This window comes from Oceanobacillus kapialis (genome assembly GCF_044790185.1).
GTDB classification, from domain to species: domain Bacteria; phylum Bacillota; class Bacilli; order Bacillales; family Amphibacillaceae; genus Oceanobacillus_B; species Oceanobacillus_B kapialis.
Map to the genome: position 1 here is coordinate 2,022,707 of NZ_CP085256.1, position 25,506 is coordinate 2,048,212.

Annotated in this window: 29 protein-coding genes and 5 tRNA genes; 11 read left to right on the forward strand and 23 right to left on the reverse strand. The window is 37.6% G+C overall.

All coding sequences use genetic code 11. The features are described from left to right. Positions 1-4 precede the first annotated feature (4 nt). From comGD to LG273_RS10650, 5 genes are all read left to right on the forward strand, one after another. Complete coding sequence (comGD, locus tag LG273_RS10630) at positions 5-421, forward strand: competence type IV pilus minor pilin ComGD (RefSeq protein WP_404453415.1); 417 nt, start codon at positions 5-7, stop codon at positions 419-421. Next, positions 408-752, forward strand: a complete 345-nt coding sequence (locus LG273_RS10635; protein ID WP_404453418.1) for a type II secretion system protein — start codon at positions 408-410, stop codon at positions 750-752. Before comGD ends, LG273_RS10635 begins: the two co-directional genes overlap by 14 nt. Next, the gene (locus LG273_RS10640; protein ID WP_404453421.1) at positions 706-1,155 is read left to right on the forward strand and encodes a competence type IV pilus minor pilin ComGF; all 450 of its coding nucleotides are present in this window, start codon (positions 706-708) and stop codon (positions 1,153-1,155) included. The genes LG273_RS10635 and LG273_RS10640 overlap by 47 nt, the downstream gene beginning before the upstream one ends. Further along, positions 1,124-1,504 carry a hypothetical protein gene (locus tag LG273_RS10645; protein WP_404453424.1) on the forward strand — a complete coding sequence of 127 codons (381 nt, stop codon included), beginning with the start codon at positions 1,124-1,126 and terminating at the stop codon, positions 1,502-1,504. The genes LG273_RS10640 and LG273_RS10645 overlap by 32 nt, the downstream gene beginning before the upstream one ends. Positions 1,505-1,703: 199 nt before the next feature. Continuing rightward, positions 1,704-1,946: a DUF2626 domain-containing protein gene (locus LG273_RS10650; RefSeq protein ID WP_379564435.1), complete on the forward strand. Its 243-nt coding sequence runs from the start codon at positions 1,704-1,706 to the stop codon at positions 1,944-1,946. 50 nt (positions 1,947-1,996) lie between these two features. Here LG273_RS10650 and LG273_RS10655 read toward each other — a convergent pair whose 3' ends face one another. Next, positions 1,997-2,620 carry an MBL fold metallo-hydrolase gene (locus LG273_RS10655; protein ID WP_404453427.1) on the reverse strand — a complete coding sequence of 208 codons (624 nt, stop codon included), beginning with the start codon at positions 2,618-2,620 and terminating at the stop codon, positions 1,997-1,999. A gap of 166 nt (positions 2,621-2,786) precedes the next feature. Between LG273_RS10655 and LG273_RS10660 the strand changes: the two genes are divergently transcribed. Continuing rightward, positions 2,787-2,957, forward strand: coding sequence for a DUF2759 family protein (locus tag LG273_RS10660; protein WP_379564439.1), 171 nt, complete (start codon positions 2,787-2,789; stop codon positions 2,955-2,957). Positions 2,958-3,138: 181 nt separating this feature from the next. On the opposite strand, the gene LG273_RS10665 is transcribed toward LG273_RS10660, so the two are convergent. The 4 genes from LG273_RS10665 to LG273_RS10680 all read right to left on the reverse strand — a co-directional run bounded on the left by LG273_RS10665 (position 3,139) and on the right by LG273_RS10680 (position 8,150). Further along, positions 3,139-5,043, reverse strand: a complete 1,905-nt coding sequence (locus LG273_RS10665; RefSeq protein WP_404453430.1) for an LTA synthase family protein — start codon at positions 5,041-5,043, stop codon at positions 3,139-3,141. Between the two features lie 320 nt (positions 5,044-5,363). Beyond that, positions 5,364-6,344: an ROK family glucokinase gene (locus tag LG273_RS10670; RefSeq protein ID WP_404453433.1), complete on the reverse strand. Its 981-nt coding sequence runs from the start codon at positions 6,342-6,344 to the stop codon at positions 5,364-5,366. Next, positions 6,331-6,558, reverse strand: a complete 228-nt coding sequence (locus tag LG273_RS10675; RefSeq protein ID WP_379564445.1) for a YqgQ family protein — start codon at positions 6,556-6,558, stop codon at positions 6,331-6,333. The genes LG273_RS10670 and LG273_RS10675 overlap by 14 nt, the downstream gene beginning before the upstream one ends. Before the next feature lie 128 nt (positions 6,559-6,686). Further along, positions 6,687-8,150: a spore germination protein gene (locus LG273_RS10680; RefSeq protein WP_404453436.1), complete on the reverse strand. Its 1,464-nt coding sequence runs from the start codon at positions 8,148-8,150 to the stop codon at positions 6,687-6,689. 130 nt (positions 8,151-8,280) lie between these two features. On the opposite strand from LG273_RS10680, the gene LG273_RS10685 reads away from it, so the two are divergent. Continuing rightward, on the forward strand, positions 8,281-9,147 hold the full coding sequence (locus LG273_RS10685) for a hypothetical protein (protein WP_379564449.1): 867 nt from the start codon (positions 8,281-8,283) through the stop codon (positions 9,145-9,147). 92 nt (positions 9,148-9,239) lie between these two features. Here the strand turns inward: LG273_RS10685 and LG273_RS10690 are convergent, their stop codons facing one another. From LG273_RS10690 to rpmG, 4 genes are all read right to left on the reverse strand, one after another. Then, positions 9,240-10,769 (reverse strand): rhomboid family intramembrane serine protease, encoded by a 1,530-nt coding sequence (locus tag LG273_RS10690; RefSeq protein ID WP_379564451.1) that lies wholly within the window; start codon positions 10,767-10,769, stop codon positions 9,240-9,242. Between the two features lie 181 nt (positions 10,770-10,950). Next, positions 10,951-11,133 (reverse strand): hypothetical protein, encoded by a 183-nt coding sequence (locus LG273_RS10695; protein WP_379564453.1) that lies wholly within the window; start codon positions 11,131-11,133, stop codon positions 10,951-10,953. Between the two features lie 74 nt (positions 11,134-11,207). Further along, positions 11,208-11,762 (reverse strand): 5-formyltetrahydrofolate cyclo-ligase, encoded by a 555-nt coding sequence (locus LG273_RS10700; RefSeq protein WP_379564455.1) that lies wholly within the window; start codon positions 11,760-11,762, stop codon positions 11,208-11,210. Positions 11,763-11,829: 67 nt separating this feature from the next. Then, on the reverse strand, positions 11,830-11,979 hold the full coding sequence (gene rpmG, locus LG273_RS10705; protein ID WP_026801018.1) for a 50S ribosomal protein L33: 150 nt from the start codon (positions 11,977-11,979) through the stop codon (positions 11,830-11,832). 436 nt (positions 11,980-12,415) lie between these two features. On the opposite strand from rpmG, the gene LG273_RS10710 reads away from it, so the two are divergent. Both LG273_RS10710 and LG273_RS10715 read left to right on the forward strand, forming a co-directional pair. Beyond that, the gene (locus tag LG273_RS10710) at positions 12,416-12,631 is read left to right on the forward strand and encodes a hypothetical protein (RefSeq protein ID WP_379564458.1); all 216 of its coding nucleotides are present in this window, start codon (positions 12,416-12,418) and stop codon (positions 12,629-12,631) included. A 41-nt stretch (positions 12,632-12,672) separates the two neighbouring features. Further along, on the forward strand, positions 12,673-13,272 hold the full coding sequence (locus LG273_RS10715) for a hypothetical protein (protein ID WP_379564460.1): 600 nt from the start codon (positions 12,673-12,675) through the stop codon (positions 13,270-13,272). A gap of 35 nt (positions 13,273-13,307) precedes the next feature. Here the strand turns inward: LG273_RS10715 and phoU are convergent, their stop codons facing one another. The 11 genes from phoU to LG273_RS10770 all read right to left on the reverse strand — a co-directional run bounded on the left by phoU (position 13,308) and on the right by LG273_RS10770 (position 21,935). Next, the gene (phoU, locus tag LG273_RS10720; RefSeq protein ID WP_379564462.1) at positions 13,308-13,964 is read right to left on the reverse strand and encodes a phosphate signaling complex protein PhoU; all 657 of its coding nucleotides are present in this window, start codon (positions 13,962-13,964) and stop codon (positions 13,308-13,310) included. A 120-nt stretch (positions 13,965-14,084) separates the two neighbouring features. Continuing rightward, positions 14,085-16,169 (reverse strand): peptidoglycan D,D-transpeptidase FtsI family protein, encoded by a 2,085-nt coding sequence (locus LG273_RS10725; protein ID WP_404453444.1) that lies wholly within the window; start codon positions 16,167-16,169, stop codon positions 14,085-14,087. 71 nt (positions 16,170-16,240) lie between these two features. Next, positions 16,241-17,512, reverse strand: coding sequence for an MFS transporter (locus LG273_RS10730; protein WP_404453447.1), 1,272 nt, complete (start codon positions 17,510-17,512; stop codon positions 16,241-16,243). A gap of 130 nt (positions 17,513-17,642) precedes the next feature. Continuing rightward, positions 17,643-18,254, reverse strand: a complete 612-nt coding sequence (locus tag LG273_RS10735) for a superoxide dismutase (RefSeq protein ID WP_379564468.1) — start codon at positions 18,252-18,254, stop codon at positions 17,643-17,645. Between the two features lie 197 nt (positions 18,255-18,451). Then, positions 18,452-18,527, reverse strand: a tRNA-Phe gene (locus LG273_RS10740). Positions 18,528-18,717: 190 nt separating this feature from the next. Continuing rightward, positions 18,718-18,810 (reverse strand) — tRNA-Ser (locus tag LG273_RS10745). Between the two features lie 10 nt (positions 18,811-18,820). Then, positions 18,821-18,897 (reverse strand) — tRNA-Ile (locus tag LG273_RS10750). Positions 18,898-18,913: 16 nt separating this feature from the next. Beyond that, positions 18,914-18,989, reverse strand: a tRNA-His gene (locus LG273_RS10755). A gap of 16 nt (positions 18,990-19,005) precedes the next feature. Next, positions 19,006-19,082 (reverse strand) — tRNA-Met (locus LG273_RS10760). 313 nt (positions 19,083-19,395) lie between these two features. Then, a complete protein-coding gene (locus LG273_RS10765; RefSeq protein ID WP_404453451.1) occupies positions 19,396-21,024 on the reverse strand; it encodes a Na/Pi cotransporter family protein in 1,629 nt (542 codons plus the stop codon). A 278-nt stretch (positions 21,025-21,302) separates the two neighbouring features. Then, positions 21,303-21,935, reverse strand: coding sequence for an NfeD family protein (locus LG273_RS10770; protein WP_404453453.1), 633 nt, complete (start codon positions 21,933-21,935; stop codon positions 21,303-21,305). Positions 21,936-22,028: 93 nt separating this feature from the next. Here LG273_RS10770 and LG273_RS10775 point away from each other — a divergent pair, with 93 nt between their 5' ends. Then, positions 22,029-22,322, forward strand: coding sequence for a hypothetical protein (locus LG273_RS10775; protein ID WP_404453456.1), 294 nt, complete (start codon positions 22,029-22,031; stop codon positions 22,320-22,322). Between the two features lie 49 nt (positions 22,323-22,371). Here the strand turns inward: LG273_RS10775 and LG273_RS10780 are convergent, their stop codons facing one another. Next, the gene (locus LG273_RS10780) at positions 22,372-22,770 is read right to left on the reverse strand and encodes a hypothetical protein (RefSeq protein ID WP_404453459.1); all 399 of its coding nucleotides are present in this window, start codon (positions 22,768-22,770) and stop codon (positions 22,372-22,374) included. 162 nt (positions 22,771-22,932) lie between these two features. Between LG273_RS10780 and LG273_RS10785 the strand changes: the two genes are divergently transcribed. After that, on the forward strand, positions 22,933-23,217 hold the full coding sequence (locus LG273_RS10785; RefSeq protein WP_404453462.1) for a DUF2624 domain-containing protein: 285 nt from the start codon (positions 22,933-22,935) through the stop codon (positions 23,215-23,217). Between the two features lie 57 nt (positions 23,218-23,274). On the opposite strand, the gene LG273_RS10790 is transcribed toward LG273_RS10785, so the two are convergent. Together LG273_RS10790 and LG273_RS10795 are read right to left on the reverse strand one after the other, a co-directional pair. Next, complete coding sequence (locus tag LG273_RS10790) at positions 23,275-24,168, reverse strand: deoxyribonuclease IV (protein WP_379564478.1); 894 nt, start codon at positions 24,166-24,168, stop codon at positions 23,275-23,277. A gap of 21 nt (positions 24,169-24,189) precedes the next feature. Then, positions 24,190-25,503 carry a DEAD/DEAH box helicase gene (locus LG273_RS10795; RefSeq protein WP_404453465.1) on the reverse strand — a complete coding sequence of 438 codons (1,314 nt, stop codon included), beginning with the start codon at positions 25,501-25,503 and terminating at the stop codon, positions 24,190-24,192. Positions 25,504-25,506: the final 3 nt, after the last annotated feature.

Here is a 25,506-nt window from a genome sequence, read left to right on the forward strand (position 1 = left end):
GTGTATGAAAGAAGATGGTTTTACGCTTATAGAGATGTTGGTTGTTTTGAGCATGCTTAGTGTAATGGCATTAATAGCATTCCCCTTAGAATTTAGAGTCCTAAAGGAACAGCAGGAAAAGCAGTTTCTTAATACACTCGCTTCTGATGTCATGAATATACAACAGCGATCAACCATATCGACAGGGATGAACCGGATAACGTTTTACGAGGACAGTTATCTGGTTCGTTCTGAACAAAGCGAGATTATACGTGACTATCCAGATGGCCTTACCATTGATACAAGAACTAACCGAACGATCAACTTCAATCACAATGGGAACATAAAAAACCCAAGAACTCTCTTCATAAGTGGGCCTATCCAACATTATCGAATGGTCTTTCCATTTGGAAAGGGAAGGTTTTACCTTGAGAAACAATAAGGGCTTTACCTTGGTCGAAGTGTTAACTGCAATTACAATATTAACAACTGTGGTGATTACGATAATGCCGCTTTTTCAACTCTTGGCAACAGAAAGTAAAATTCTTAAAGAAAGGAGAGACGTGAACCAGCAGATATTCGAAAATTTACAGCCATTTTTATGGGCTAAAGATCACCCTCTTCCCTATCACTATCAGGAAACGGTTCAGACGCTTAACATTTCTTACCGTTTTACTCGAGAAGACGAATTGATTAAAGGATGTGCAGATTGGAGAAATTTTAGAAATGAAACAGAAACGATCTGTTTATATGGTATTCCTGAAAAACGATAGAGGATTTACGATGATTCAGTCCCTGTTAGCAGTCAGCTTCCTAGCCTTATGTCTTCCTTTACTAAGTACCATACTTAAGTCTTCAGATGTTTCTTTTTATGAACAAGATCTATCTGTCCAACAGTTCTTCACCTTTGTTCAGGATGATGTTAAACAGGCAATAAGCTATGAATTAAAGGATACAGGACGCATCATACAGCTTAATCTTCTTAGTGGGATAAGCAGTACCTTGGAGTTATACGGTAGTTTGATCCGTCGCAGGGTTAATGGAACAGGACATGAAATATATTTGCGAGACGTAGAAGCAATTCATTTTAGACCTTTAGATTACGGCTTTTCCATATCAGTTACAATGGTTGATGGTGAAAACTATGAAAAAACAATCGTATTTTACAACAAATGAACAAGGATTTGTTCTTCCTGCAGTGCTATTAATCATTGCCATCGTCTTTGTATTTCTATTTCACAATACTTCTGCATATCGAAATGAACTCTCCATGACAGACACTCAGTTGGAACAAACCAAAATAGAAACCCTTTATCAAGCGTCCAGGCAACTACTAATAGAGGAATTAAAGGAGCACGGCTCTACAATTGACACTGCCACTTACACTTTCCCTTATGGAAATGTAGCTGTTCATTTACAGAAAATTGATGATGCTTTCAGCCGACTAACCTTTACAATTACAACGGATAAAAATGCTGTGAAAAGCTTTGAGAGTACTTTGGCTTTAGAAGGCTTGTTCGATTAAGGCCTTCTTCTACTTATAACATATGCTGTTTTGGTTACACTACAAAAGTAATAAGGATTTAATGGACATTTGGTATCGTTTGCAAAAAAAGATTTCCTTTATTTTGAAAACATTATGTTTGTTTAGCAAGATTCGTTTACAAGTAACAGAAGGTCGTTTATAATAACTATGAAAAGGTTACCTAGAAGGAGGGGGAAGCATGGATCGAATGTTTCGCGTGCTTGCCTTTTGGACTGGTATATTTACCGTCATGTTTTTTGTCGGAGGTATGAATGGAGCAGCTCTTCTATTCCTGGTTCAAACGGCATTTTTCCTTGCAGTAAGTTATTTGAAATTATCTGAGCGTATGTATATGTATTTATTCGGGGCTTATTGTACGGTATTTTTTATCGGGTTTACATGGTACTCTGAATTTATACTCGTACCTGGTTTCGGACATTAAGAAACAGGGCTTCTGTCAACAACTGACAGGTGCCCTGTTTTTTAAATTAGCTAAGCCGGGAAAAAAGCATTATATTGTTTTTCATATTTAATAGTTGTCTCCGGCCCATGGCCTGGATAAACAGTGTAGCTGTCATCAAGGGCGTACAATTTATTTTTAATACTTCTTTCTAGCATTCCTATATCTCCCCCACTTAGATCCGTTCTTCCAATCCCCTGCCTAAATAGCACGTCACCACTAACGACGATAGATTCTTTTGGAAATACAAAGCTAACACTTCCTGGAGAATGTCCTGGTGTATGAAGGATTTGAAAGGAGATCCCTGCAATTTCCATTTCTCCTTCCTTAAAGAAGTGATCTGGCTCATTGGTAGTAATTTGTTCTCCAATAAAATGAAGTGAACCGTTTAGAGAGGCATCTTGAAGCCAGTCTCTCTCATTTGCATGTAAGTAGACACCCAGCTGGTACTTTTCTCTAAGTTCTTGTACTGCTCCAATATGGTCAAAGTGGGCATGCGTTAACAAGATAGCTTTAGGAATCAGTTTATATTTTTCCATGAGTTCGATTACTTTTTCCGGATTACCTCCTGGATCAACGATCAATGCATGCTTTGTTGTATGTAATATATAACAATTTGTACCTAGTGGCCCTAATGGTAATGTTTTTATCTCCATATTTATCCCTCCTGTAGAAAGTCATAATTGTGTAAATTTAATGGCAGGTATTTCTCGACAATCGTTGTGAAATACTATAAAATAAATATTATATTGGTTAGTTACATAATAATATAAATGAAATTCACTTATCAATTTTATGAACTGAACAAGGGGGTAAAACCAAGTGCATATCGTATTAGCTATTTTATTTTTATTGGTTGCATTACTTGCTGTTGTATCTGTTATACGACAACTCAAATACAAGAACTTCTTTGCTTTGGCCTTTTCAGCGCTGACTGCAGCTGTTTTTGGATTCTTTTCCATCGCAACCATCATTACCGAAATTTCTGCTTAAGTGGGAAAGAACGAATAATTAATCGTAATAATGCAAATGCCGAACGACTTTTTAAGCCCTTAGGGGGAAATCACCTAATTGGCTAAGAGTTTCGTTCGGCATTTTAATTTCTTTTCGTAGGGTTAATGCTTAGCTATCTAAATGCTACGATTAACCCCACCATATTCTGAATTACATAATGTTATTTTTCAAATTCCATAAATCTAAATAGATCCCCATAAATAAGATCATCTGAATAACCCAGCTCTTGCTCTACTTGTTTCTTAATTGGTGTGCAGGCTGAATCTTCAGCAAGCGAACTATCAATCGAATCATCACTCTCTTCCTTAACTTGTTCCCCAGACTGACGATCATAGCAAATACCACTTGCAAAGATATAATCCTCACTTATAAAATCACCGTTTCTTAAAGCAATATAGTCTTTTCTATCCTCTGAGAATAAATCATTTCCGAAATAAATGTCATTCTGATGTTCGATACCTAACAAATTTAATATGGTAGGTTTAACATCAATTTGGCCAGATACTTCAGAGCGAACCTCCCCTTTTCCATGACCAGGTATATGGATAAAAAATGGTACACGTTGAAGCTGCGTCTGGTCAAATGGGGTAATTTCTTCCTCACCTAAATATTGACTCATAGCCCGATTATGATTCGCACTAATACCATAGTGGTCCCCCATTATGACAATAATAGAATCCTCATACAAGCCATTAGCTTTCAGCTGTGCAAAAAACTGCTCAATTGATTCATCCATATAGCGTACTGTCGGAAAGTAATTGTTCAACGTTGCTGAATTAGAATCATACGGTTCAATTGACCTGTCTTCTTCAGGTAATTCAAAAGGAAAATGATTTGTCAAAGTGATGAACTTAGAATAATACGGTTCATCTAATGATTGAAGATGATCAATCGACTGTTCAAAGAATGGCTTATCTTTAAGTCCCCAGCCCACAGAGTTGTCTTCTGTTACTTCATAAGCCTCTTCCCCGTAAAATTTATCAACATCCAGGCTTTCGTACATCTGGTCCCTGTTCCAGAACGTTTTGTTATTAGCATGAAAAACAACCGAATTGTATCCTGCTTTCCCCATAATTTCTGGCATGGCACGGTACTCATTTTGGGCTTGTGTAAAGAATACAGCCCCACGAGACAATGGATAAAGGGAGTTTTCCACTAAAAACTCTGAATCAGACGTTTTCCCTTGCTCTGTTTGGTGATAAAAATTTTCAAAGTAATACGTGTCTTCATCTTCTGTCAGGCTATTTAAGAAGGGGGTAATTTCTTCACCATTTACTTCATCATTAATAACAAAACTTTGTAAAGACTCGGCATTTATAAAGATGACATTCTTATTCTTTGCAACACCGAACATATCTGATTTTTGATCTGTTTTAATGTTTTCTTCCACATACGCTTTAATTTCTGGAATTTCGTTACCATCTGCAAATACTTTTTGGGTAGTTGCTTTCGTGTTAATTCCTATATCATATAAATGGTAATTAAATAATCCAATATTCTTTACAAGGTATTCCCGGTCGAAAGCTCTGGTAAAAAGCTGTGGCCGTTCCACTTCTGCTAGAAAAAAGTTACCTGCAAGCAACAGAAATGACATGGATAAGGCAAATACTTTTCCTCTTCTTGAAAAGTCTACAATGAAGCTATCTAGTCTATTTCTACTTAAATACCAAATAATCGCCACATCAGTAAAGATTAGAATATCGTATGGCTTTATTAGTGAGACAATACTCTCACCTAAGTCTGCAGCATTGCTTCCCTGAAAAAGCTGCGGAATCGTTATGAAATCAGCAAAGGACCGATAAAACACGATATTAGCAAAAATCACACCAGTAGCAATTAGAGCCATATAGCGAATATACTTCATTTGCCGTGATGTTTTTTTAAACCATACACTAACCGCAAAAAACAAGAAAGCTGAAACAAAAGGGTTTATAAATAATATAATCTCTTGCAATATATTTTCTAAATCAATGTTAAACATAAACCGGTATACGATATATGTCTTTATTCCAAATAAAATAGTAGCAATAACGAACAAAGGTATTCTCTTTTGGTTAAACATCATTTCCGTTTCCTCCTGCTTTCCTCTCTATACTTATTCAAAAACGCACATGTATGCCCGTGTAATTCTCGCATAAAAAATTATGAAACAACCATGAGCTATGTTCTACAGATTTTGAAATTTACCGAGATTAAATGAGTGATGTCGCTCAAGATCTTCTTCATGTAAATTTCCCCTGCTTTCAGTTTATAAACACAAGGTTAAAAGCATGTATGTTTTCTGTAAAAACCTATATAACTATATGACGTTTTGCATATAATAAAAGTTTCAATATATCACCAATTAATTAAATAGGTTTTGAGAATAATAGAGATTTGTCCACATTAGAAGGTAACATGAAGCAATTTTTGTTTTACAAGAAAAGCAGCACCAATGATACCAGCATCGTTTCCCAGTTCGGCAATTCTCATCCCACAAATCTCTTTAACTCTCTCCAGTGCATACTTGTTAAATGCTGCTTGAATTTCATCCAATAACTGATTACCAGCTTTAGAAACGCCACCACCAATCAAAACTCTAGAAGGGTTAATGATCGTCCCCATATTTGCTATTACCATGCCTAAAATATCGGCTGTATACTCGATAATGGATGTCGCTTCCTTATCACCTGCAGCTGCAAATTGAAAAATGTCTTTCGTAGTAATGTCTCCGTGCTTTTGGTAATGCTCCATAAGCATCCCAGAACTATTACCGGCTTTGATTATATCCAATGCTTGTCTAACGATCCCTGTAGCAGAAGCAATGGTCTCTAAACAACCATATCTGCCACAATTGCATGGCTTTCCATTTTTCTCGATGGTCATATGGCCAATTTCACCAGCCATTCCATTTGCCCCGTTAACAATTTCTCCATTTGCAATAATACCACCACCAACTCCAGTTCCAAGTGTAATGGCAATTACATTTTTTTCTTGTCTTCCTGCTCCCTTCCAATTCTCGCCGAGAACGGCTACATTAGCATCATTCTCCACAAACACCGGCAGTCCGGAAAGTCCTTTCAAATGTGCTGGTAAATCATACTCCTTCCAGCCAATATTTACTGCTTCATATATATAACCAGTCTCTCCATCGATAAACCCAGGAGCCCCCATACCAATACCTAATACCTGTGAGGCAGGAATTGCGGCTTCAGCAAGCTTTTGGTCAATAGACGTCCAAACATCATCCATAATACGCTGACCACCATCTGTTTTATCTGTTTTAATTTCCCATTTACTTTGTATATCCCCCTCCGCGGAGATAATACCGATTTTTACTGTCGTTCCCCCAACATCCACGCCAACAATCCAGTCACGTTGTCCCATTTGAATCGCTCTCCCCTGTTTCTTTTTTTAACTGCTCCATTTGTTTTCGTAAAAGCAATTTAGCAAACGTATAATCTTGATTGCTAATAAAATTCCATTTATATAACTCTGTAAGTTCCATATCCATCAATTCTAAATCACCCAAACGATCTCCCGTATAGATAAACGAGCCATAACGTTTAAGTAATTGCTGTACATCATAAACTGTTTTCATAAAAATCACCAAATTTAATTATAGCAAACTTTATATGTAATAGGAATACCGTCATTACCAGGGAGTCAACAGGAGCATAACCTGATTTGTGCGCCAACATTACCTATACGATTAAAATCCGCAGTCCCTTATCGATCGGGGTCCTGCGGATTTAGAAAGGCTGGCCTTCTATTTTTTAATGGAATTGGTGCCCGTACAAAGATATCCCGAAATGGCCGGTATGAAAATGGTAAAAATGGCCAGAAATAAGGAATTTGAAAAGATTGCATCCTGGCTAAATAGAGTAGCCACAGTGTTATCCCAGTTATATACCCCATCACGCCAAACAAGGAAGTACAGATTAGCAAGAAGATACGTACTAAGCGATTCGCTAAACTCATTTCATAACTAGGTGTGGCATATGTTCCAATAGCAGCTACTGCAAGATACAAAACAACTTCATTTGAAAACCAACCAACTTCGACCGATATTTGACCAATTAAAATGGCTGCCACTAACCCTAGAGCAGTCGCTAACGAGGATGGTGTATGAATAGCTGCCATTCGTAACACATCTATTCCTATTTCTGCAATTATAAATTGTGCCAATAACGGGACGACCCCCATTTCGGATGGACCGATAAACTCCAATCCCACTGGTAGAAGGTCAGGATTTGTAGAGAATAGATAATATAACGGGAGAATGAAGATAGATGCGAATACGGCGATAAACCTTATTAACCTTAAATATGCACCAACCAATGGTTTTTGACGGTATTCCTCTGCATGTTGCAGATGATGCCAATATGTTGCTGGCGTTATCATGACACTTGGGGACCCGTCAATAATAAGTAATACATGCCCCTCATAAAGATGAGATGCTGCTGTATCCGGTCTTTCTGTGTATCGAACTGTGGGATAAGGATTCCAATGCCTCCCACTCAAAAATTCTTCGATTGTTTTTTCCGCCATTGGAAGACCATCTGTATCAATTTTATCTAAAATATGTTTTAAATGATTGACTCTTTCCATATCTGCTATATCTTCAATATAACAAATACAGACATCTGTTTTAGACCGACGTCCAACCTGAGTATATTCCATACGTAGTGAACGGTCTCGAACTCTCCTGCGTGTAAGGGCAGTATTAAAGACAAGGGTTTCAACATAGCCATCCCTTGATCCTCTTACAACACGCTCCAAATCCGGTTCGGCAGGAGTTCTGGCCGGATAGGTCCGTGCATCAATCATAATTACTTTGTCAATTCCTTCTACGACTAGAGCTGAAGGTCCCGCAAGTATTTGATCTGCAGCCAGCTTTAGATCATCTACTTGATCAATTTCTACATAAGGAATATAAGTTTTAATTAGTTTAGACAAAGGGTCTGGTTCAATTTCTTCCTTATCTAACTTTGCAAGTAATTTCATTAATAGATGGAGAATATCATCTTTTGCAAACCCATCAATTAGAAATAAAGCCATTCGTCTACCAGCATATTCCAGATCTAATTGAATAATGTCAAAGCTTTTATCCACGCCTAGCCTTTTGGCTAGATAGGCTACATTTTTATCAAAACTGGCATACATAACCTTTTCTTTGTTTTCTTCCGCCATAATTTCACCCAACTCTTTTTATTCATAATGGTAGTTTGACAAGTTGAGGTGATTTCTATGCATATAACATATCTTTCCATTCTGTTTCATACAATGGAGTAGACAAGCTACTCTAAAGGGTGAATAGTTGATGAATAAATGGGGATATCTTTCCGTTCTAATTGTTTCTATAACGACAGCAATTATTCTTTACATTGTAAAAACTAATACACTTCCAGCCATAACTTATTTTCCATTAACAAAAACGCAGCAATTTGAGCAAACACAAACAGACATAACGTTATTTTCAGAAAACGGGGAGGATTCATATGAAATACAATGGGCAACCACTTCCATCAGTGACAGCCCAATCTACTTACGACAAGATGCCTCCCTTTTATTTGATAATGGCAGACTTCGTGGTGTGCGCAGTAAATGGAAGCAAGATACAGATACGATTATTATGAAAGAAAGATTATTCCACGAAGATAGCAGCCTTTTTCAGGCTATTACGTTTCATCACGGGGAAGTGCATCAACAAGATAAATCAATACAAAGCATTCAACATCTATCATACGATCAGCTATATGTTATTGACTCTCCAACCTCAGCATTAGAATCTTTCGAAAAACCTCAAAATAATTATGAGGCAGAGTGGTTAAATCTTTTAGAAAAAACGACACGTCAGCAATTAATATTCCATTGGAATCAGCTTTTTACACATTTTGATATTGACAGTAGCAACTATCTTTCTGTCCCGTTAACAAGCCTGACTACTTATCAGTCGAAACCACTGCCTTCTCTTTCCCAGCAGGATACGGATAAAATAATCGGACAGCTCTGGGAGGGACTTTACAAGAACTACATTATCCCCGCCACAGCAAAAAACAACCAAAAGCCAAATAGTTATATTCCGATTATTCTTTTCAGCAAAGATCATGACCACCTGCTTGTATTATTTGAATTAAACGGTAAAAAACAGCAACTTATTCAAAAATATAAGTTGACAACAGAATAGGGTTTCTTATAAAAGCAAAATCCGGACCAGATAATATAAAATTATCATAGTTCGGATCTTGTTTTACAATTTCATCTCCGTGTCTATGGATTTTATTCCATGATTTGTTCATATAGACTATTAGTCTTTTCATCATCAGGATTCAATTCCTTGGCACGTTCAATTGCCTCTCTAGCTTTTGTCAAATCTCCTTGATTTCCATAAAGAATAGCTAAATTATAATGAGCTTCTGCAAAGGTATCGTCCATTTCAATGGTTCTTTCCAAGTCTTCTTGCGCCTGTTCATAATTCCCTATCTGGATGTGAGCATAAGATCTTTGAAACAAAAGGTTAGCCTCTAGCTCCCCTTCTTTGTTAAGGCCCTCTGTTGCAATATCAATTACTTCTTGAAAGTTCTCCTCTTGCATTAACTCATCAATTTGCATTAGGTCATATGCTTGACTGTTCCCATTATGTTGCATCCCGTATATCGCTAATCCTCCAATAATGGCTATATACACAAGGATCGCGCCTAGTTGGGTTGATAGCTTTCTTTTTCCCGGAAGGTGAACTATTGCCGATGCGATAAAACCTGCTACAAGCCCACCCAAATGAGCACTGTAATCAATTTGCGGAACGACGAACCCAAAAACGATGTTGATCGCTAATATGGTTAAGATCCCAGTCCCCATTGTTTGGAAAAATATTCTCTTATAGATGAGTCCAAAAAATAACAATGCTCCAAATAAGCCAAAGAGTGCACCCGAGGCCCCCGCAGAAACATTAGTAGAGAAAGCAAAGCTCGCGAGCCCTCCTCCAATGCCAGCAAGGAAATAAATAAACAAAAACCTTCCTGAACCATATATTCTCTCCACCGTTGAACCAAGGTAATAGACTGCCATCATATTCATTAACAGGTGGAAAACGCCTATGTGTAAAAACATAGAACTTATAATTCTCCACCATTCTCCATCCATGATGTAAGGATTATATTTTGCACCCGAGGCAATTAGGTTTGCGATATCCTCACTACCACCTCGTGCTTCCAGCCAAATAAAAAGTACGATGTTTATTGCCAATAAGATATAGGTTAGAAATGGTTTTCCAAAGAAAAATACATTTTCTACTTCTTTTTTTCTGGCATGGATTGCATCCTCTAACCACTTTTTGTAGTTTAAGACAGCACTTTCTTTTTCTTCTTCACTTTCCTCTACTTCAGGCTCTTCTACTCCGAGTGTTTGGAACAAGCGATTTTTTTCGTCGGTGTTATTTTCATTTGCTATATAATAAACTTGCATTTTCATCGCATTTTTTTCTTTAAGCTGCATTGGCTTTTTTAAAAATTCCCATTCATCAACTGGTGGGTGGGAAGAAAAATAAATATTATGTATGGTAATAAATTTGCCCTTCATTACTTTTTCCAATGCTTTTCCCCGCTGGAATGCCACTGCAACGTCATTTCGCAAATGGTTTTTCCAATCAAATCCTTTGTGGACAAGCCTGACTACATTGGAATCGCGTTTAATATTTTGCTCCAGCCAGATCTCTTCTTCTTTATTATTAATATACAGTACCTCAAACTGATGATTGGTCACAAGATGATGCGCCAACTTATACATGGCATATTGTTCATCTAAATACATAAGCTCCCCCCTCTTACCCTTTCATCATACCAAACTTTTATGAACTTATCTTTTGAAAGGCTTCTTACTGATGTATATCTATGTGATGTCATACTCATGCAGGCGAACAAGCCTAATTCGTCTAGCCACACGAGGAACTTGGATTTAAAAAGAAGCTGAAATCTCAGCTTCTTTGATGTAGCTATTGTTTTCCAAATAAACCAGGCAAAATCTTTGTTCGAATGCTTGGCATGTTCATTGATAAACTAACAGCAAGCCTTCGGAGAAAGCTAATGGCCAGTAATGTATTTACAATGCGGTACCGCCATTTATACATAATACCAATTATCCCTAGAATCCCTAATATAATTGTCGTAATACGCATCTTATCACCCTTTTTCCTTAAGTGGTGATCTTAGTTTTACGAGATTTCCTGTTATTTATACATTCGGCTATTAGCTAGTCATTTACTTTTGAAATGATGACATGTTGCACAGGAATATCGAAGGGTTCTATTGGTAAATGATCTACAAGCTGATTTGGGTGAACGAGGGAAGCTGTTGTATGCGGAAAATCAGCAAGAAATCGATCATAATATCCACCACCAAATCCAATTCGGTAACCTTGCTTGTCAAAGACAAGCCCAGGAACTAATAAGAGTTGTATTTCGTTTTTCCCAACCGGTTGTGTATGTTCAGGGTTTGGTTCAAGTAAATTGTAGTAAACGACTTCTAATTGCTCATAGGCATCCAATTTATAAAAGGTAAGGGTTTTTTCTTTTGGGGAGCATTTGGGCACACATACTGTTTTTCCAGCATCCCAAGCTGCTTCTATAATTGGTTTGGTATCCCATTCCATTGTCTGGGATACTGTGATGCCAATTGTCGTTACTTTGTTCCAAAGTGAACTGGAGATCAATTGATTTTTTAAGTTTTGTTCTGTTATGTATCTATCTCCAGTACTTATTTCTTTTAAGAATTCTATCGAGCTTGCCCGTAATTCTGCCTTCCCCATTGCAAACAGCTCCTCACTAAAGAAATAAAACCCCTGCCACTATGACAGGAGTTCCGTTGTTTGTTCGTTATTTAGTCTCGCGGTGTAAAGTGTGTTTTTTAAGACGTGGACTATATTTCTTAAGCTCAATACGCTCAGGGTTTGTACGTTTGTTCTTTGTTGTAATATAGTTACGGTCACCTGTTTCGGTACAAGCTAATGTAATGTTTACGCGCATGTTTTTCCCTCCAAACTATAAGAAACTTGCTTATAGACAGCTTTGCATTCATTTCAGACTTATTTATAATAGCAGAATTTCTAAAAACTATCAAGAAGCAGCGAGATATTTTCTTAAAAATGCTTGTTTCAGCACCTTAATTAATTTAAATGCATTAGGCTTTATCCGTCAAGCAATCACATAACTAGTATGATAAAATTATTTTAAGAGATTTTTAACTGTTTCTTTATTTAAAATGTATTACCTTAATTTTTGTCATCGAAAAGGTTTCAGACCTAGTATTTACACGCAATCAAAATATCCAACATGAGGCAATACAATCGCAAACCATATATTTACTATGGTCTAGAGCCTCTTTATATGATATAACTAGTATTGTAGAATAAAAGCGAAATGACTCTAATGAAGCATTTACAAAGAAGAAGGAGGTCGAAAAATGTTATTTGCAGTCATTGCTATCCTTGTGGTTGCGATCGTGTTATTCATTTTATCTTTCTTTATGAATGACCGAATAGAAGATTTGGAAAGCCAACTTGAACAATTCTCTATTTCAACAATGCAAGATACATATCAGATGAAGAAGAAAATTAAGATTCTGGAAGAAGAATTACTTACAGAAAATTATCCAGAAGACTTAAATAGTCATAGCTAAGCCTCAGTATGTAACAATTTGTTTTAGAAAAGGAGAAACCAATGAAACAAAGTGTAAGATCATTTGCCATAGGGTTATTCACTGCAGGTCTGCTCATGCTTGTAGGGATTTTTATTTTTAATCCCAGTGGAAACAACACAGAAGATTTAGCATCCGAAGACCTTATCGATATGGTAGAGGAAAAAGGATACTATGTTTTAGATAAGGAAGAATACATTGCTGCTTCTGTCGGGGAAGAAAGTAAAACGGCTTCCGCGGAAACAACTTCCGAGGAACAAAATGATGAGACAGCAAAAGAAGAAGAGAACGCCTCTAAAGAACAGAAATCAAAAGACAATGAGGTAAACAACTCTGAAGCCAATGAAGAACAAACAGACGAGTCTAATTCAAAGAACAATGATACAGAGAATGAAGCAGAGCAAGAAACAGAAGAAAATGCCACCTATACGTTAAATATTAAAGAAGGTATGGCATCATCGGAAATTAGTTCTGTTTTAGAAAATAACAATATTATTGACGATGCCGGAGAGTTTAATGATTATTTGATCGATAATGAATACCATCTTCTCGTACAAATTGGGGAGTATGAATTGACTACTGGCATGAGTCAATACGAAGTAGCAGAGGCAATTACAAATTAAAAGCAGTATGGCAGGGATAATCTGCCATACTGCTTTTAATTTAAATTATAATTTTCACCTTTTACGAGAAACAATATACTTTCTCCAATGTTGGTGATATGGTCAGCATAACGCTCTAAATATCTTGCACAAAAAGCGACTTGCATAACATATTGGATCTTATCTGGATTTGTAGCCGTTTCCCCAAGTAATTCACTGATAATCAGTTTATATAAACGATCTACTTTATCATCCATTTCCGAGAGACTGCTTGCAAGTGTAATATCTTCCTCTTTAAAGGCCTTTAAGGCGGTGTGAAGCATTTCTATGGCAATCTCCTGCATCTTTTTGAGTCCTTCTGGTAATACAACGTTATTGTCTTCCCCTAAATAAGTAGTAGATGTCGCAATATTTTTAGCGTTATCTGCCATACGTTCTAAATCGGTTACAATTCGTAAGGCAATAATCAACCTTCTTAAATCTGTTGCCACTGGCTGCTGCTTTGCGATAAGTAAAATAGTCTTATCATTAATATCCATTTCGAGCTTATCAATATTATGATCTTCTTCAATAATGGCTTTTGCATGCTCTGTGTCTTTATTAAAAAGTGCTTCAATTGCGTTTCCTAACGCATTCTCTGTTGCATTCGCTAAGCGAACAATATCATTGTTTATTTCTTCTAATGCATGATGAAACTGTCCACGAGTTGTCATGTAATTCCCCTCCGTCTATTCAGCATATTACAAGGGTAACAGGAAAATGTTAAGTTATTATTTATTCTATGTTAAATTTTAGTAAACTAGAAGAAGCATCCCTTAAAGGAATGCTTCTTCTTATTCGTTCTCTTCTTGATCACTTTCTTCGTCATTACCATCTTTCATGTCAAAATAGGCATCGAGTATTCTGGAGCCGATCATGTGTTGGATTGGATGCTGCTTGGTAACTATTCCTGTGTTCGGAGCAATTACCGCAAACGCTACTTCTGGGTCATCATATGGCGCATAACCAACCAGGGAAAGATTTTCTGTATAAACTAACTCGCCATTTTCTACGACTGAACTCTCGGCCGTACCTGTTTTTGCAGCAGGCATATAATCCTTATCAGCTAGATAATTCTTGGCAGTTCCATTTGTTGCTACTAGTCGAAAGCCTTCCTGCACTCGGTTAATATAGGATTCATCCATCTCAATTTTATTTAGAACCTCTGTATCAACACTGCGATAAACAGACCCTAATTGTTCGTCTGATTTGCTTGGTTCACGAATTTCTTTTAAGAAGTGTGGACGAACTCTGTAGCCATCATTGGCAATCGTTGATACGTATTGAGCCATTTGCATGACGGTAAAGGAGTCATACTGACCAATCGCATAGTCCATTAATAGACCAGGTCTATTATCAGATTCACCAATATATCCGACACTTTCGTAAGGATAATCAATTCCGGTTTTAACCCCTAAACCAAACTGTTGGAAGTAATTACGCATTTGCTGCCATGCAGCTGTGTCAAATGATGCATTACTGCCATTCGGGAAAGGATATCTATGCTCCCCACCCATTTTTAAGGCGATATAGAACATATAAACGTTTGAAGAGTCCTGCAAAGCAGTTTTATCATTTACAGGTCCTAAATTTCTATAAGAGCTCTTTTCATCGTCTGTGGCAATCTTTATAGGACTGTCATTAAATACTTGCCCAGGTGATATAACTCCGGATTCAAGTCCTGCAAGAACAGTTGCACCTTTCACCGTCGATCCCGGCAAATTTGCATTATACAACGTACGGTGTTCTGCATTCGAATATTCTTTGTCTTTTTTATCATACGCTTGCCCACTGGCAGCCAATATTTCGCCAGTTTTCGGATTCATCACAACTGCTATGGCATCCTCCATAAATCTATTTGCATAAGGATGTTTACTTTTAGCAGCCTTCAGTTCTTCTCGGACAATTTGGTTAACCTTTTCCTGAAATTCCATATCGACAGTTAAGACGAGGTCTTTTCCTCTTTTACCTTCTACAACTGTTTCAGAATCAATGACCCGGCCTGATTTGGTTGTCGTATATTGAATTTGTTCTTTTCTGCCACGAAGAACTTCCTCATAGTATTCTTCCAGTCCACTTCTACCAACACGGTCATTTCTGCTATAACCTCTTGTCATGTAATAGTCTTCACTGTCAGCTGGAATCCCTTGCTCCTGTGAAGTTATGGAGCCAAGCAAGCTTCTAAACGTATTCTCATATGGATATGCTCTATCCCAATCGGTTGTGGCATTAATTCCCGGCAGAACGTCTAGGTGTTCCGCAACTTTAGCGTATTCCTCTGCTGTCACATTCTCATTTTTTACAATTTGCGGTGTTAACGAATATGCCTTATCAAGCTCTTTTTTTATCGCGATTACCTCTAGCTGTTGCTTTGAAAAATCATTTAATTGATTTTCAGGAATTCGCTCTAACACTGTATTATAATAATCTGAATTACTCAGTTCCTCTAATTCTTTATCCGAAACTCTTGCTTCGGCATCTTCTGTGTCTTTTAAATAAACATATTCTTGTCTATTTCTTTCGGTTATCCCATCAAGATATTCTTCACTATCCATGGAAATAAATGTAGCAAGTTTTTCAGCTACCTTGAGCCTATCTTCAGCCTGCGTACCTTTGGCTGGTGTATACGTAATCGAGTAGAGTGGCTTATTATCAACCACCACATTGTGATTACTGTCATAAATTTTCCCCCGTGGCACAGGAATTTTCGTTGTATCTTGAATCGTTCTGTCAATTTCCTCTTGGAACGCTTCTCCATTAAGTATCTGAACCACACCAAGCTGCATGATCAACATTGAAAACATCAGAAACACGACAAAGAACAATATGTTAATCCGGAAAGGAAGCTGTCCTTTCTTCCTTCTCTTCTTTTTACCCATGGATCCTCCCCCATATTTAAAATAATTATCTCTTTATATTATAACACGTCTCCTTCTATATTCTAAGTGGTCTATCGGTTTTTTTCATCTGTTAATTGCTCTTTTATTAAAAGCTCTCTCTTCTGTTTCGTTCCGAGATAAATATTTTTAATAAATAAATATATAAACAAGTGACCGCTTCCTAGAACAATTAAGAGAATAGGAATAACCTGTTTTGCTGGAAATAGAAAGACAGCTGCCAGAAATAGTACAATCGCTCCAACTCTTCCAAGATTAACAAAAAGCTCGCGAACAACAATATACTCTACTCGCATTTCCTTTGCCTTCCATGCTTTCCCTATCACATCATACGTCATGGACACGTATGGCACATTGATAATTGGGTACGCAATACCGATGAAAACCGCATAGACAATCAACAGTACATAACTAATATTGAACAAGATGATAAAAGTTGAAAAATAGAGAATTAACCCACCGAGCAAAATCGCTTTCTTTCGTAATTCCCTTTTAATAAACTTCGTCGCTATAAAGTAAAACAAAAATGATAAGCCTGACAAGACAAGATTAAACATACCAAGGGAGAATTCACTTTGGGTGATTAAAAACACCCAAATAGAAATGACAAAAGCAAATATTCCCTCTCTTAATCCCTGAAAGATATGTGCATGCAAAATCCGTCGCCAATTTTTATTGTGATTTCTTTCTTGTAAGATACGTTTAAAATAGAAGCTACCTTCTGCTCTTCTCCTATTAAGGAAAAAACTGCAGGCAACTGCTAAAATGAATAAGATAAAAGATATGGAGAAGATGGCAGTATACCCTATATTCGCTTCCATTCTTGCAATGATTATCCCGGCCAGTAAAGGACCGATCATACCACCAAAGGACTGTAGAACTCCAAGAAAGCCATTAAAGAAATCGCGTGTTTCCGGCTCTGTAATTTCAAAGGTTAGCACATTAAAGGCAAGCCAGTAAAAACCATATCCAATCCCGAGAAGACTCCCTAATAAAAAGTTATAGGTGGAAGCTTTCTCCCCAATTAGCAAAACACATAGAAAGAAAATGGAAAGAAAGATAACTCCAAAACGTAAGACAATCACCCTATCCACTTTCTTTGCAAGCTTCCCAGCCAGTATAAATGCAGCAGGCTGAAACAAGTAAATAGCTAAATTGTAAATGGCAATGGTGACATAATCACCTGACTGTTTCCATAGGTAGATGTTAACAAAAGTATTAGACAAAAATATCCCTAACGAATATAATCCCCCAATAACAAGTAGAAATAGTAAATCCTTATTTATATCTATTTTCCCTTGGTAAAACTGCATACTCTTTCGCATGAATCATACTCCTTCATGAATCCTTACTTAGTTTGAACAGAAGTATTAGAGATATGCAGTTAGCTTTTTAAACCAAATGAAAAGAGCGCATGGACTTATACCATACGCTCTTTTTCTAAAATCACGCTAATTATTTTGCTTCGTTATAATTTTTAGTAACTTGATCCCAGTTTACTACATTCCAGAAAGCAGAAATGTAATCTGGGCGTTTGTTTTGATACTTCAAGTAGTAAGCATGCTCCCAAACATCAAGGCCTAATAAAGGTGTTTTACCATCCATAAGAGGCGTGTCTTGGTTTGGTGTGCTTGTTACTTCTAGTTCTCCATTGTTAAGCACTAGCCAAGCCCATCCAGAACCAAAGCGAGTTGTTGCAGCATTTGCGAATTCCTCTTTGAATTTATCAAAGCTGCCAAATTTGCTGTTGATTTTGTCTGCAAGCTCCCCAGTAGGTTCGCCACCACCGTTTGGTGATAGAACATTCCAGAAAAGCGTGTGGTTGGCATGTCCGCCACCATTGTTGCGCACAGCAGTACGTGCACTTTCTGGTACAGCTTCTAAATTGCTTAGAAGTTCTTCTAGAGATTTGTTTTGAAGGTCTGCATGCCCTTCTAATGCGCCGTTAAGCTTCGTAACATAAGTGTTATGATGCTTTGTGTGGTGAATGTTCATTGTTTCTTTGTCGATAGTAGGTTCTAGAGCATCGTATGCATATGGTAGTTCTGGTAATTCAAATTTTGCCATTTTAATGTTCCTCCTCTAATAAATAATTTTTATTAAAAGGAATGTATCCACCCTTTATGGAAAGAGTATCAAAGCATACTTGTAGTTGCAACTAATATGCATGTTATCCGTTTCTTGCATTAGAAGAGAGTAAAACACAAGTAGTAAAATTATTAAACACAAAAAAAAACAGGCCAACGCCTGTACATGAAGTTAAATGGTGGCTCGGGACGGAATCGAACCGCCGACACAGGGATTTTCAGTCCCTTGCTCTACCGACTGAGCTACCGAGCCATTATCAAGTATATTATTGTAGTGCTTCCTTCAGTTTATGAAGTTTTGATGTCTTGCTTCGTCGTTCTTGTGCTCGTCGTGTTGCATGGTGTATCTGGGATGCCGCACTCCTCGCAAGCCTGCACTTGGCAGTTTTTCGATGTTGCTTGCGGCTTGCTCTACCGACTGAGCTACCGAGCATGAATATGTATGGAGGAGGTAGAGGGATTCGAACCCCCGCGCGGTTTGACCCGCCTGTCGGTTTTCAAGACCGATCCCTTCAGCCAGACTTGGGTATACCTCCGAGTTTTTAGTGGTGGACCCTGCAGGACTCGAACCTGCGACCGATCGGTTATGAGCCGATAGCTCTAACCAACTGAGCTAAGGGTCCTTTATATTTTCTTTTATGGGGCGACCGGTGGGGATCGAACCCACGAGTGCCGGAGCCACAATCCGGTGCGTTAACCACTTCGCCACGACCGCCATAACATTATATAATTGGTGGCGGCGGAGGGGATCGAACCCCCGACCTCACGGGTATGAACCGTACGCTCTCGCCAGCTGAGCTACACCGCCATGCTTATTACCGTCTGCATATTTAACCCTGTTCGCTTGCCAAATTTTGTTACGCTTTGTTTCAGCGACAAGATATAATTTACCACGTTCGACAAAAACTGTCAATGATTTTTTAAAAGAAAATTAATGTTTCTTTACAATCTATGTATGCGGCCTTTGGAAACGACAATATATAATATATCATTTTCATATCCTTATTTCAATAAGAAATTTATATTTTTAGTAAAACCCCCGATGATTAGGAAGTATACGGCTTGATTGAAGGAGTAAGAGCACAAATTAAAAAGAAGGAGAGCCATATATGGCCCTCCTCCTATTCTTCACCTAACACTTCTTCTGCAATATTTACCGCATGATCTCCAATCCGTTCTAGATTGCTTATAATATCTACAAAAACAATCCCTGCAGACCCGCTACAAAGTCCTTCGTTCATGCGAATGATATGTTTTTTCCTAAAGCTACGTTCCATCTTATCTATTTCGTCTTCCTTTTGCACAACAGCTAGTGCTTCTTCCCGATCCGATTTATCAAGCGCACGAATAGCTTGCTTTACCGTATCGATGGTAAGGTCAAACATCTCATTAAGATCCTCATTCGCTTTATCTGTAAGGTTTACCTTATTTGAGATTTTATAATCAATTAATTCAATAATGTTTTCGAAATGATCGCCTATCCGTTCAATATCACGGACTACATTCATTAAGCCAGTATGTTTGCCACTCTCTATTTCTGTTAGAGAACCAGCTGAAATGTTAACTAAATAATCGGTTATCTTCGTATCGAGATTATTAAGCGCACCTTCTACCTGCATTGCTATTTCCGAATGCTTAGGTGAGTGGTTGTTTAAATAAAGATTTGTTTCTTCAAGACCTTGATACGCATACTCTCCCATACGAATAATCTCCGCTTTAGCTTGATCTAAGGCTAGGGTAGAAGATTGTTGAATAAAAATTGGGTCAAGATGCTTTGGTTTATACTCAACTACCGTATCTTCACCAGGAATGATCTTCGTGACAAGCCATGCTAAGGCACCGATAAATGGAAATTGAATAATGGTATTCGTTAAGTTAAAGGTACCGTGTGCAAAGGCGATTGTCATTTCTTCATTCAAGTCAAACTGCCCTTGTAAATAAGCTATAAATTGGGTGAAGAACCCGAGAAATACAATAAATATGGTAGCCCCAACAAGGTTAAAGATAACGTGTGTATATGCAGCACGTTTAGCTGCTACAGAGGCACCAATCGATGCGAGGACCGCTGTAATAGTCGTACCTAGGTTGTCCCCGAATAATACAGGTATTGCTGCTTTAAGCTCTATTGCACCCTCAGCAAATAGACCTTGGAGAATACCAATCGTTGCACTTGAGCTTTGAACAATCAACGTAAACACGGTTCCAATTACTACCCCAAGTATTGGGCTTTCACTCATATTTACAGTAAGTTGCTGGAATGAATCTAAAGTTCTAAGTGGTGACATTCCACTACTCATTAATTCCAGGCCAAAAAATAGTGCACCAAAACCAAATACAGTTTGACCGACTGCATTAACGAGCGTGTTTTTAAAGAAGAATAGCAAGAAACAACCTATCGCTATAATCGGAAGAGCATATTCACCAATATCAATCCCAATAATGAATGCTGTAACAGTCGTTCCAATATTCGCTCCCATAATAACGCCAATTGCTTGTCTGAATGTCATAAATCCTGCATTAACTAAACCTACCGTTAAAACTGTCGTACCTGAACTACTCTGGATCAGGATTGTTACAATAATTCCGGCTAATACTCCCATAAAAGGATTGCTCGTAAACTTATCAAGTATGTTTCTTAGTCGATCACCTGCTGATTTTTGTAGTCCTTCTCCCATGTATTTTATACCAAGTAGAAAGATCCCTAACCCGCCGATAAACTCAAATATCAATGTTTGTAGATCTATTTCCAATCCTTTTTACCACCCTTCAATCATGTAGAAAATTGTCGCATGCCTAAACTATTATTAATAAATATAAATAGTTTGTAAAGGATTTACTTACAAATTTAACATTAAATTTACAAACTACTTTACTCTACCCTATTATTTAATTCCCTACTCCCCCTGTTCTCATACAGAGTAAGACACGTAAAAAAATCTTTTACAAAGCCGATTGGCATGTAAAAGATTTTTAGATTGCTTTCAAAACGATTTAGAATGTGGTTTGTTCTAGAAACACGCTTACCGAACTATCCTTCTTTCTTTTCCACCAATATTTTCGTCCCATCTACCATCGACACACGTATCAGGGTTCCTTTTGCGATCCATTGTCCGTTAGAAACAGCACTATAATCTTTATTGTTAATACGAATTGTCCCTACTGGCCTAAGATCATTTAATGTAACGCCTTCTTGACCAATCAGGGTTGAGTATGTTTCATTTATGGAATTATAACCTGCCTCTGTTGAAAGCTGATCCTTTAAGGTGAGCTTGTTCCACATATCTCTTCGCTTAAATACTTTCAAGAATAAAAAAGATGCGCCGCTTCCAAGTAACACACCAAGCACCGCGTATAAGCCTGATGTTAAATTTGGAGCTGGAAGGGCAACGGCTGTTAACATGGCAGCAAGTCCAATGGTTGCAAGGGTGCCATCATTCAGCAGCTTACCATCAATAATGATAAGTAATAAACCAATAAAGTAAATAATAAGCATAAGAATAACAGAACCTGTCTCGACGTATGCACCGAAATATACAGTAATAAATCCAATTCCTAATAACGCGAATAATCCACGCATATTTACTAATACTTCACCTATTAGAAATAATGTTCCAAACCCTGTGATAATAATTGCTATCCAATCAAAATTTAATATTTCCAAGAGAACTCCTCCTCCCTCTATGTAATCGTACGTATTATCCAGCTAAAAAGTTTCAAAAAGGGGGTAATAAATATTTCATTTTCAAGAAAATTTTTGCTCTTTATTTTATGTATATTTCTTATCTTATCTATCTATACAGATATAACGAAAGGAAGTATCCAAACTGGACCAAAACACCCTGCGAATATGGAGACTGTGCATTATACGGTACAGCAGATTAAAGTGCAGCAAGGAGATACAGTTATCTCTATTATAGAAGGTATTAACCCATCTTTAAAGGGGTGGAATGTAGAAGACCTCCTTACTGATTTTAAAGTAATAAACCCTTCTGCAGATCCCTTTAAACTGCACGTTGATCACTATTATTATTTTCCAGTTTATGAATAGATCGCTTTTTCACGAAAAAAGGGCTGAATAATCAGCCCCAACCATTTATCTAGACGAATGGCAGTATAAACAACGTGATAGCGATCGAAATAGTTCCGGCCGCAATTGCTATATTACCAAGCGTATCTGCGCCCTTGCTCCTTGACACAAAACCGAATATAATCCCTGCTGCCCCCATAATAACGGGCCACATAAAGAATGAAATAACCGAAAGTGCAATCCCGATCCATCCATATGTGTAATTCACATCAGATTCCATATCGGAGGTTACATTTGCATCCTCCCTTAAAGAAGCATTATATTCATCTGCAGTCAATTCAGCAGCATATTCTTCGTCTCTCGTGCTATCTGGCTCCACACCTACATAATCTTGGTTTTTAATATTTTCTCCATGATTTGGTGGCTGTTCCATCTGGTCTTTATCTTGGTAAGATTTAAATTCATCCATTTCCTAAGAAACCTCCTTTATTTACTTGAGGTGCCGTCTTAGTCTATGGATATCTAACTGATTTAATTATGGTATTTTTTGGATCGTCGGGAGTTTTCCTATTAACACTGCATGCGGAAGCAGCATATGGTAATAAAAAAATGAGAACAAGGGAGAAACGTTATGTCTTTTTTTATTAAACAAATGATAACAGCTAAGCTTAAACAGTTGACGCCCTCCGAATTGTTAACTTATGGAAAGCAATATGGTTTCAGCATTACACATGACGAGGCTGTTTCCATTGCAAACTATTTACAGACGCATTCTGTGGACCCATTTACGGAAAATGGACGTCAATCTATGCTGCAAGCGTTAGCGAAAAGAACAAATACCGAGACTGCGAAAAAAGCCCAGAAGCTTTTTCGAGAGCTCATTACCACTTACGGACTTGATCATTTATTTGAATAAAAAATTATGGTTAAGTTAAAGGCAGGGGCTAAAAAGCGTCCCTGCCCATTTATTATATTATTTCCCCATGAGTTCTTCTTTTAACTGCTCATTAAACTTTCCAGCTTTTATCATGTCAATCTCAAGTTTGTATGGGGCTTTCTTATTCTTTTTATCTTCTCCAACATAAGGTGTCTCTAAAATTTTAGGTAATTCCTGTAATTGTGGATGGTGTATGACTTTATGTAAAGCCTCAAATCCAATATGTCCAAACCCAATATTTTCATGTCTGTCTTTCTGAGCTCCTCTTTCGTTTTTACTGTCATTAACATGGATGACTTTAATTCGATCTACGCCAATGATTTTATCAAATTCGTTTAGAACATTATCAAAATCATTTACCACATCATAACCCGCATCATGAATATGACACGTATCCATACAGACAGAAAGCTTTTCATTATGGGTCACACCGTCAATTATTTTGGCAATTTCATCAAATGTTCTTCCAATTTCCGATCCTTTTCCTGCCATTGTTTCAAGCGCAATTTGCACATCTTTATCTTTTTCAAGTACTTCATTTAAGCCTTCTACTATACGTTTAATCCCAACGTCTGCTCCTGCTCCTACATGGGCGCCTGGATGAAGTACAATTTGCCTTGCACCGATTGCAGCCGTTCGATCAATTTCATTACGTAAGAAATTGACCCCAAGCTCAAATGTTTCCGGCTTCGTTGTATTTCCAATATTAATGATATAGGGAGCATGAACAACAATATCCTGTATGCCCTGTTGCTCCATATATTGTCGGCCTTCCATAATATTTAGTTCTTCAATTGGTTTTCTTCTTGTATTTTGTGGTGCTCCTGTGTAAATCATAAATGTATTTGCACCATAAGATACTGCTTCCTCGCCAGAGCCTAATAACATTTTCTTCCCACTCATTGACACATGTGATCCTATTTTTAACAACGAAAAACACCTCTCTACCGCTTATTTTTTATATTTATTTTTTCGCGTAATTTCTCTTTTAATTTTCGTTTGTTGATGTTTCATTTTCTTCTTGTAGCCTGGTTTTACCTTTTTAGCCTTTTTAACACGTTTCCATGCTTCTTTCTCTACATCGGTCGTCACATTTGTTCTTCGTGTTCGTTGGTTCCAAGGCTTTGCATCCACCCATTCACCCTTACGAATATCAATATAGGTGAATTCAAGACCTTTTTGCTCTAATTTCTGAATGAGTTTTATATCCTCATCTTGATAAATACTAATGGCTGTTCCTTCCATTCCAGCTCTAGCTGTTCGCCCAACTCGGTGAATGTAGAAATCCTCTTCTTTTGGCAGCTGAGCGTTTATCACATGGCTCACACCCTTAATATCTATCCCTCGTGAAGCTAAATCGGTTGCAACAATGTATTGATAGCGAAGGTTTTGTATCTCCTTAAGAACTCGTTTTCGTTCTCGAGGGGCTAGACCACCATGGATAAGGCCGACCTTTAACCCTTTTTGCTGTAGGGAATCTACCAATTGGTTTGCTTTTTCTTTTCCGTTTGTAAAAATAATTGCCAAATATGGCTGTATTGTTTGAGAGATCTCGAATATGAGTCGCGCCTCGTCTCGATGCCTAAGCGCAACCAAGTGATGATCCATGGTTTCCGGTGAAAAATGATCCTTCACTTTTACATATACCGGGTTTTCCAAATATTTCCTAAAGAAATGCTGTAGGCGCTGGGGGATGGTGGCTGAGAATACTAAAAGCTGTATGTCTTTAGCCGAACGAACTAACAATTGATCCACATCTGTTATAAAGCCCATATCCAACATAAGGTCCGCTTCATCAACTACGAACGATTTTGCGGAATAGATAGAAATAGCCTCACTTTTTACTAAGTCAAGAATTCTTCCAGGCGTTCCTACAATAATGTGTGGGGGTTGCTTTAATTTCTCAGCCATTTTTTGCTTGTCGGTACCACCAATTAAAAGTTTCGCAACCCATTGCTTATCCCTGTCCGCATAATGAATAATTCGTTTGACTTCATCATGCAATTGTGTTGCAAGTTCCCTTGTAGGGGCTGTAATAACAAATTGTACTTCCCGTTTGTTTGTTTCAATTTGATTAAATAGTGGCAAAAGAAAGGCATGCGTCTTTCCAGATCCCGTACGTGACTGTCCAACTACGCTGTTCCCTTGCAATATTGAAGGAATTACTTTTTGCTGAATTTCAGTCGGTTCTTTAAAACCCAACCTTGCTATAATATCGTGCATAATCGGATGAAAGGTAAATGCGTGAAAGCTGTTTTGCTCCATCTG

Bases quoted from the DNA above. Each gene is read 5' to 3' on its own strand.
- LG273_RS10700 (WP_379564455.1), bottom strand. From the start codon at position 11,762: ATGGGGAAGGCAGAATTACGGGCAAGCTCGATAGAATTCTTAAAAGAA.
- LG273_RS10690 (WP_379564451.1), bottom strand. From the start codon at position 10,769: ATGTATTTAGATGAACAATATGCCATGTATAAGTTGGCGCATCATCTT.
- LG273_RS10675 (WP_379564445.1), bottom strand. From the start codon at position 6,558: ATGAAAACAGTTTATGATGTACAGCAATTACTTAAACGTTATGGCTCG.
- LG273_RS10680 (WP_404453436.1), bottom strand. From the start codon at position 8,150: ATGGCGGAAGAAAACAAAGAAAAGGTTATGTATGCCAGTTTTGATAAA.
- LG273_RS10710 (WP_379564458.1), top strand. From the start codon at position 12,416: ATGTTATTTGCAGTCATTGCTATCCTTGTGGTTGCGATCGTGTTATTC.
- LG273_RS10730 (WP_404453447.1), bottom strand. From the start codon at position 17,512: ATGCGAAAGAGTATGCAGTTTTACCAAGGGAAAATAGATATAAATAAG.
- comGD (WP_404453415.1), top strand. From the start codon at position 5: ATGAAAGAAGATGGTTTTACGCTTATAGAGATGTTGGTTGTTTTGAGC.
- LG273_RS10645 (WP_404453424.1), top strand. From the start codon at position 1,124: ATGAAAAAACAATCGTATTTTACAACAAATGAACAAGGATTTGTTCTT.
- LG273_RS10655 (WP_404453427.1), bottom strand. From the start codon at position 2,620: ATGGAGATAAAAACATTACCATTAGGGCCACTAGGTACAAATTGTTAT.
- LG273_RS10695 (WP_379564453.1), bottom strand. From the start codon at position 11,133: ATGCGTATTACGACAATTATATTAGGGATTCTAGGGATAATTGGTATT.
- LG273_RS10795 (WP_404453465.1), bottom strand. From the start codon at position 25,503: ATGGAGCAAAACAGCTTTCACGCATTTACCTTTCATCCGATTATGCAC.
- LG273_RS10685 (WP_379564449.1), top strand. From the start codon at position 8,281: ATGAATAAATGGGGATATCTTTCCGTTCTAATTGTTTCTATAACGACA.
- LG273_RS10780 (WP_404453459.1), bottom strand. From the start codon at position 22,770: ATGGATGAATTTAAATCTTACCAAGATAAAGACCAGATGGAACAGCCA.
- LG273_RS10725 (WP_404453444.1), bottom strand. From the start codon at position 16,169: ATGGGTAAAAAGAAGAGAAGGAAGAAAGGACAGCTTCCTTTCCGGATT.
- LG273_RS10715 (WP_379564460.1), top strand. From the start codon at position 12,673: ATGAAACAAAGTGTAAGATCATTTGCCATAGGGTTATTCACTGCAGGT.
- LG273_RS10665 (WP_404453430.1), bottom strand. From the start codon at position 5,043: ATGATGTTTAACCAAAAGAGAATACCTTTGTTCGTTATTGCTACTATT.
- LG273_RS10670 (WP_404453433.1), bottom strand. From the start codon at position 6,344: ATGGGACAACGTGACTGGATTGTTGGCGTGGATGTTGGGGGAACGACA.
- rpmG (WP_026801018.1), bottom strand. From the start codon at position 11,979: ATGCGCGTAAACATTACATTAGCTTGTACCGAAACAGGTGACCGTAAC.
- LG273_RS10785 (WP_404453462.1), top strand. From the start codon at position 22,933: ATGTCTTTTTTTATTAAACAAATGATAACAGCTAAGCTTAAACAGTTG.
- phoU (WP_379564462.1), bottom strand. From the start codon at position 13,964: ATGACAACTCGTGGACAGTTTCATCATGCATTAGAAGAAATAAACAAT.
- LG273_RS10640 (WP_404453421.1), top strand. From the start codon at position 706: ATGAAACAGAAACGATCTGTTTATATGGTATTCCTGAAAAACGATAGA.
- LG273_RS10650 (WP_379564435.1), top strand. From the start codon at position 1,704: ATGGATCGAATGTTTCGCGTGCTTGCCTTTTGGACTGGTATATTTACC.
- LG273_RS10735 (WP_379564468.1), bottom strand. From the start codon at position 18,254: ATGGCAAAATTTGAATTACCAGAACTACCATATGCATACGATGCTCTA.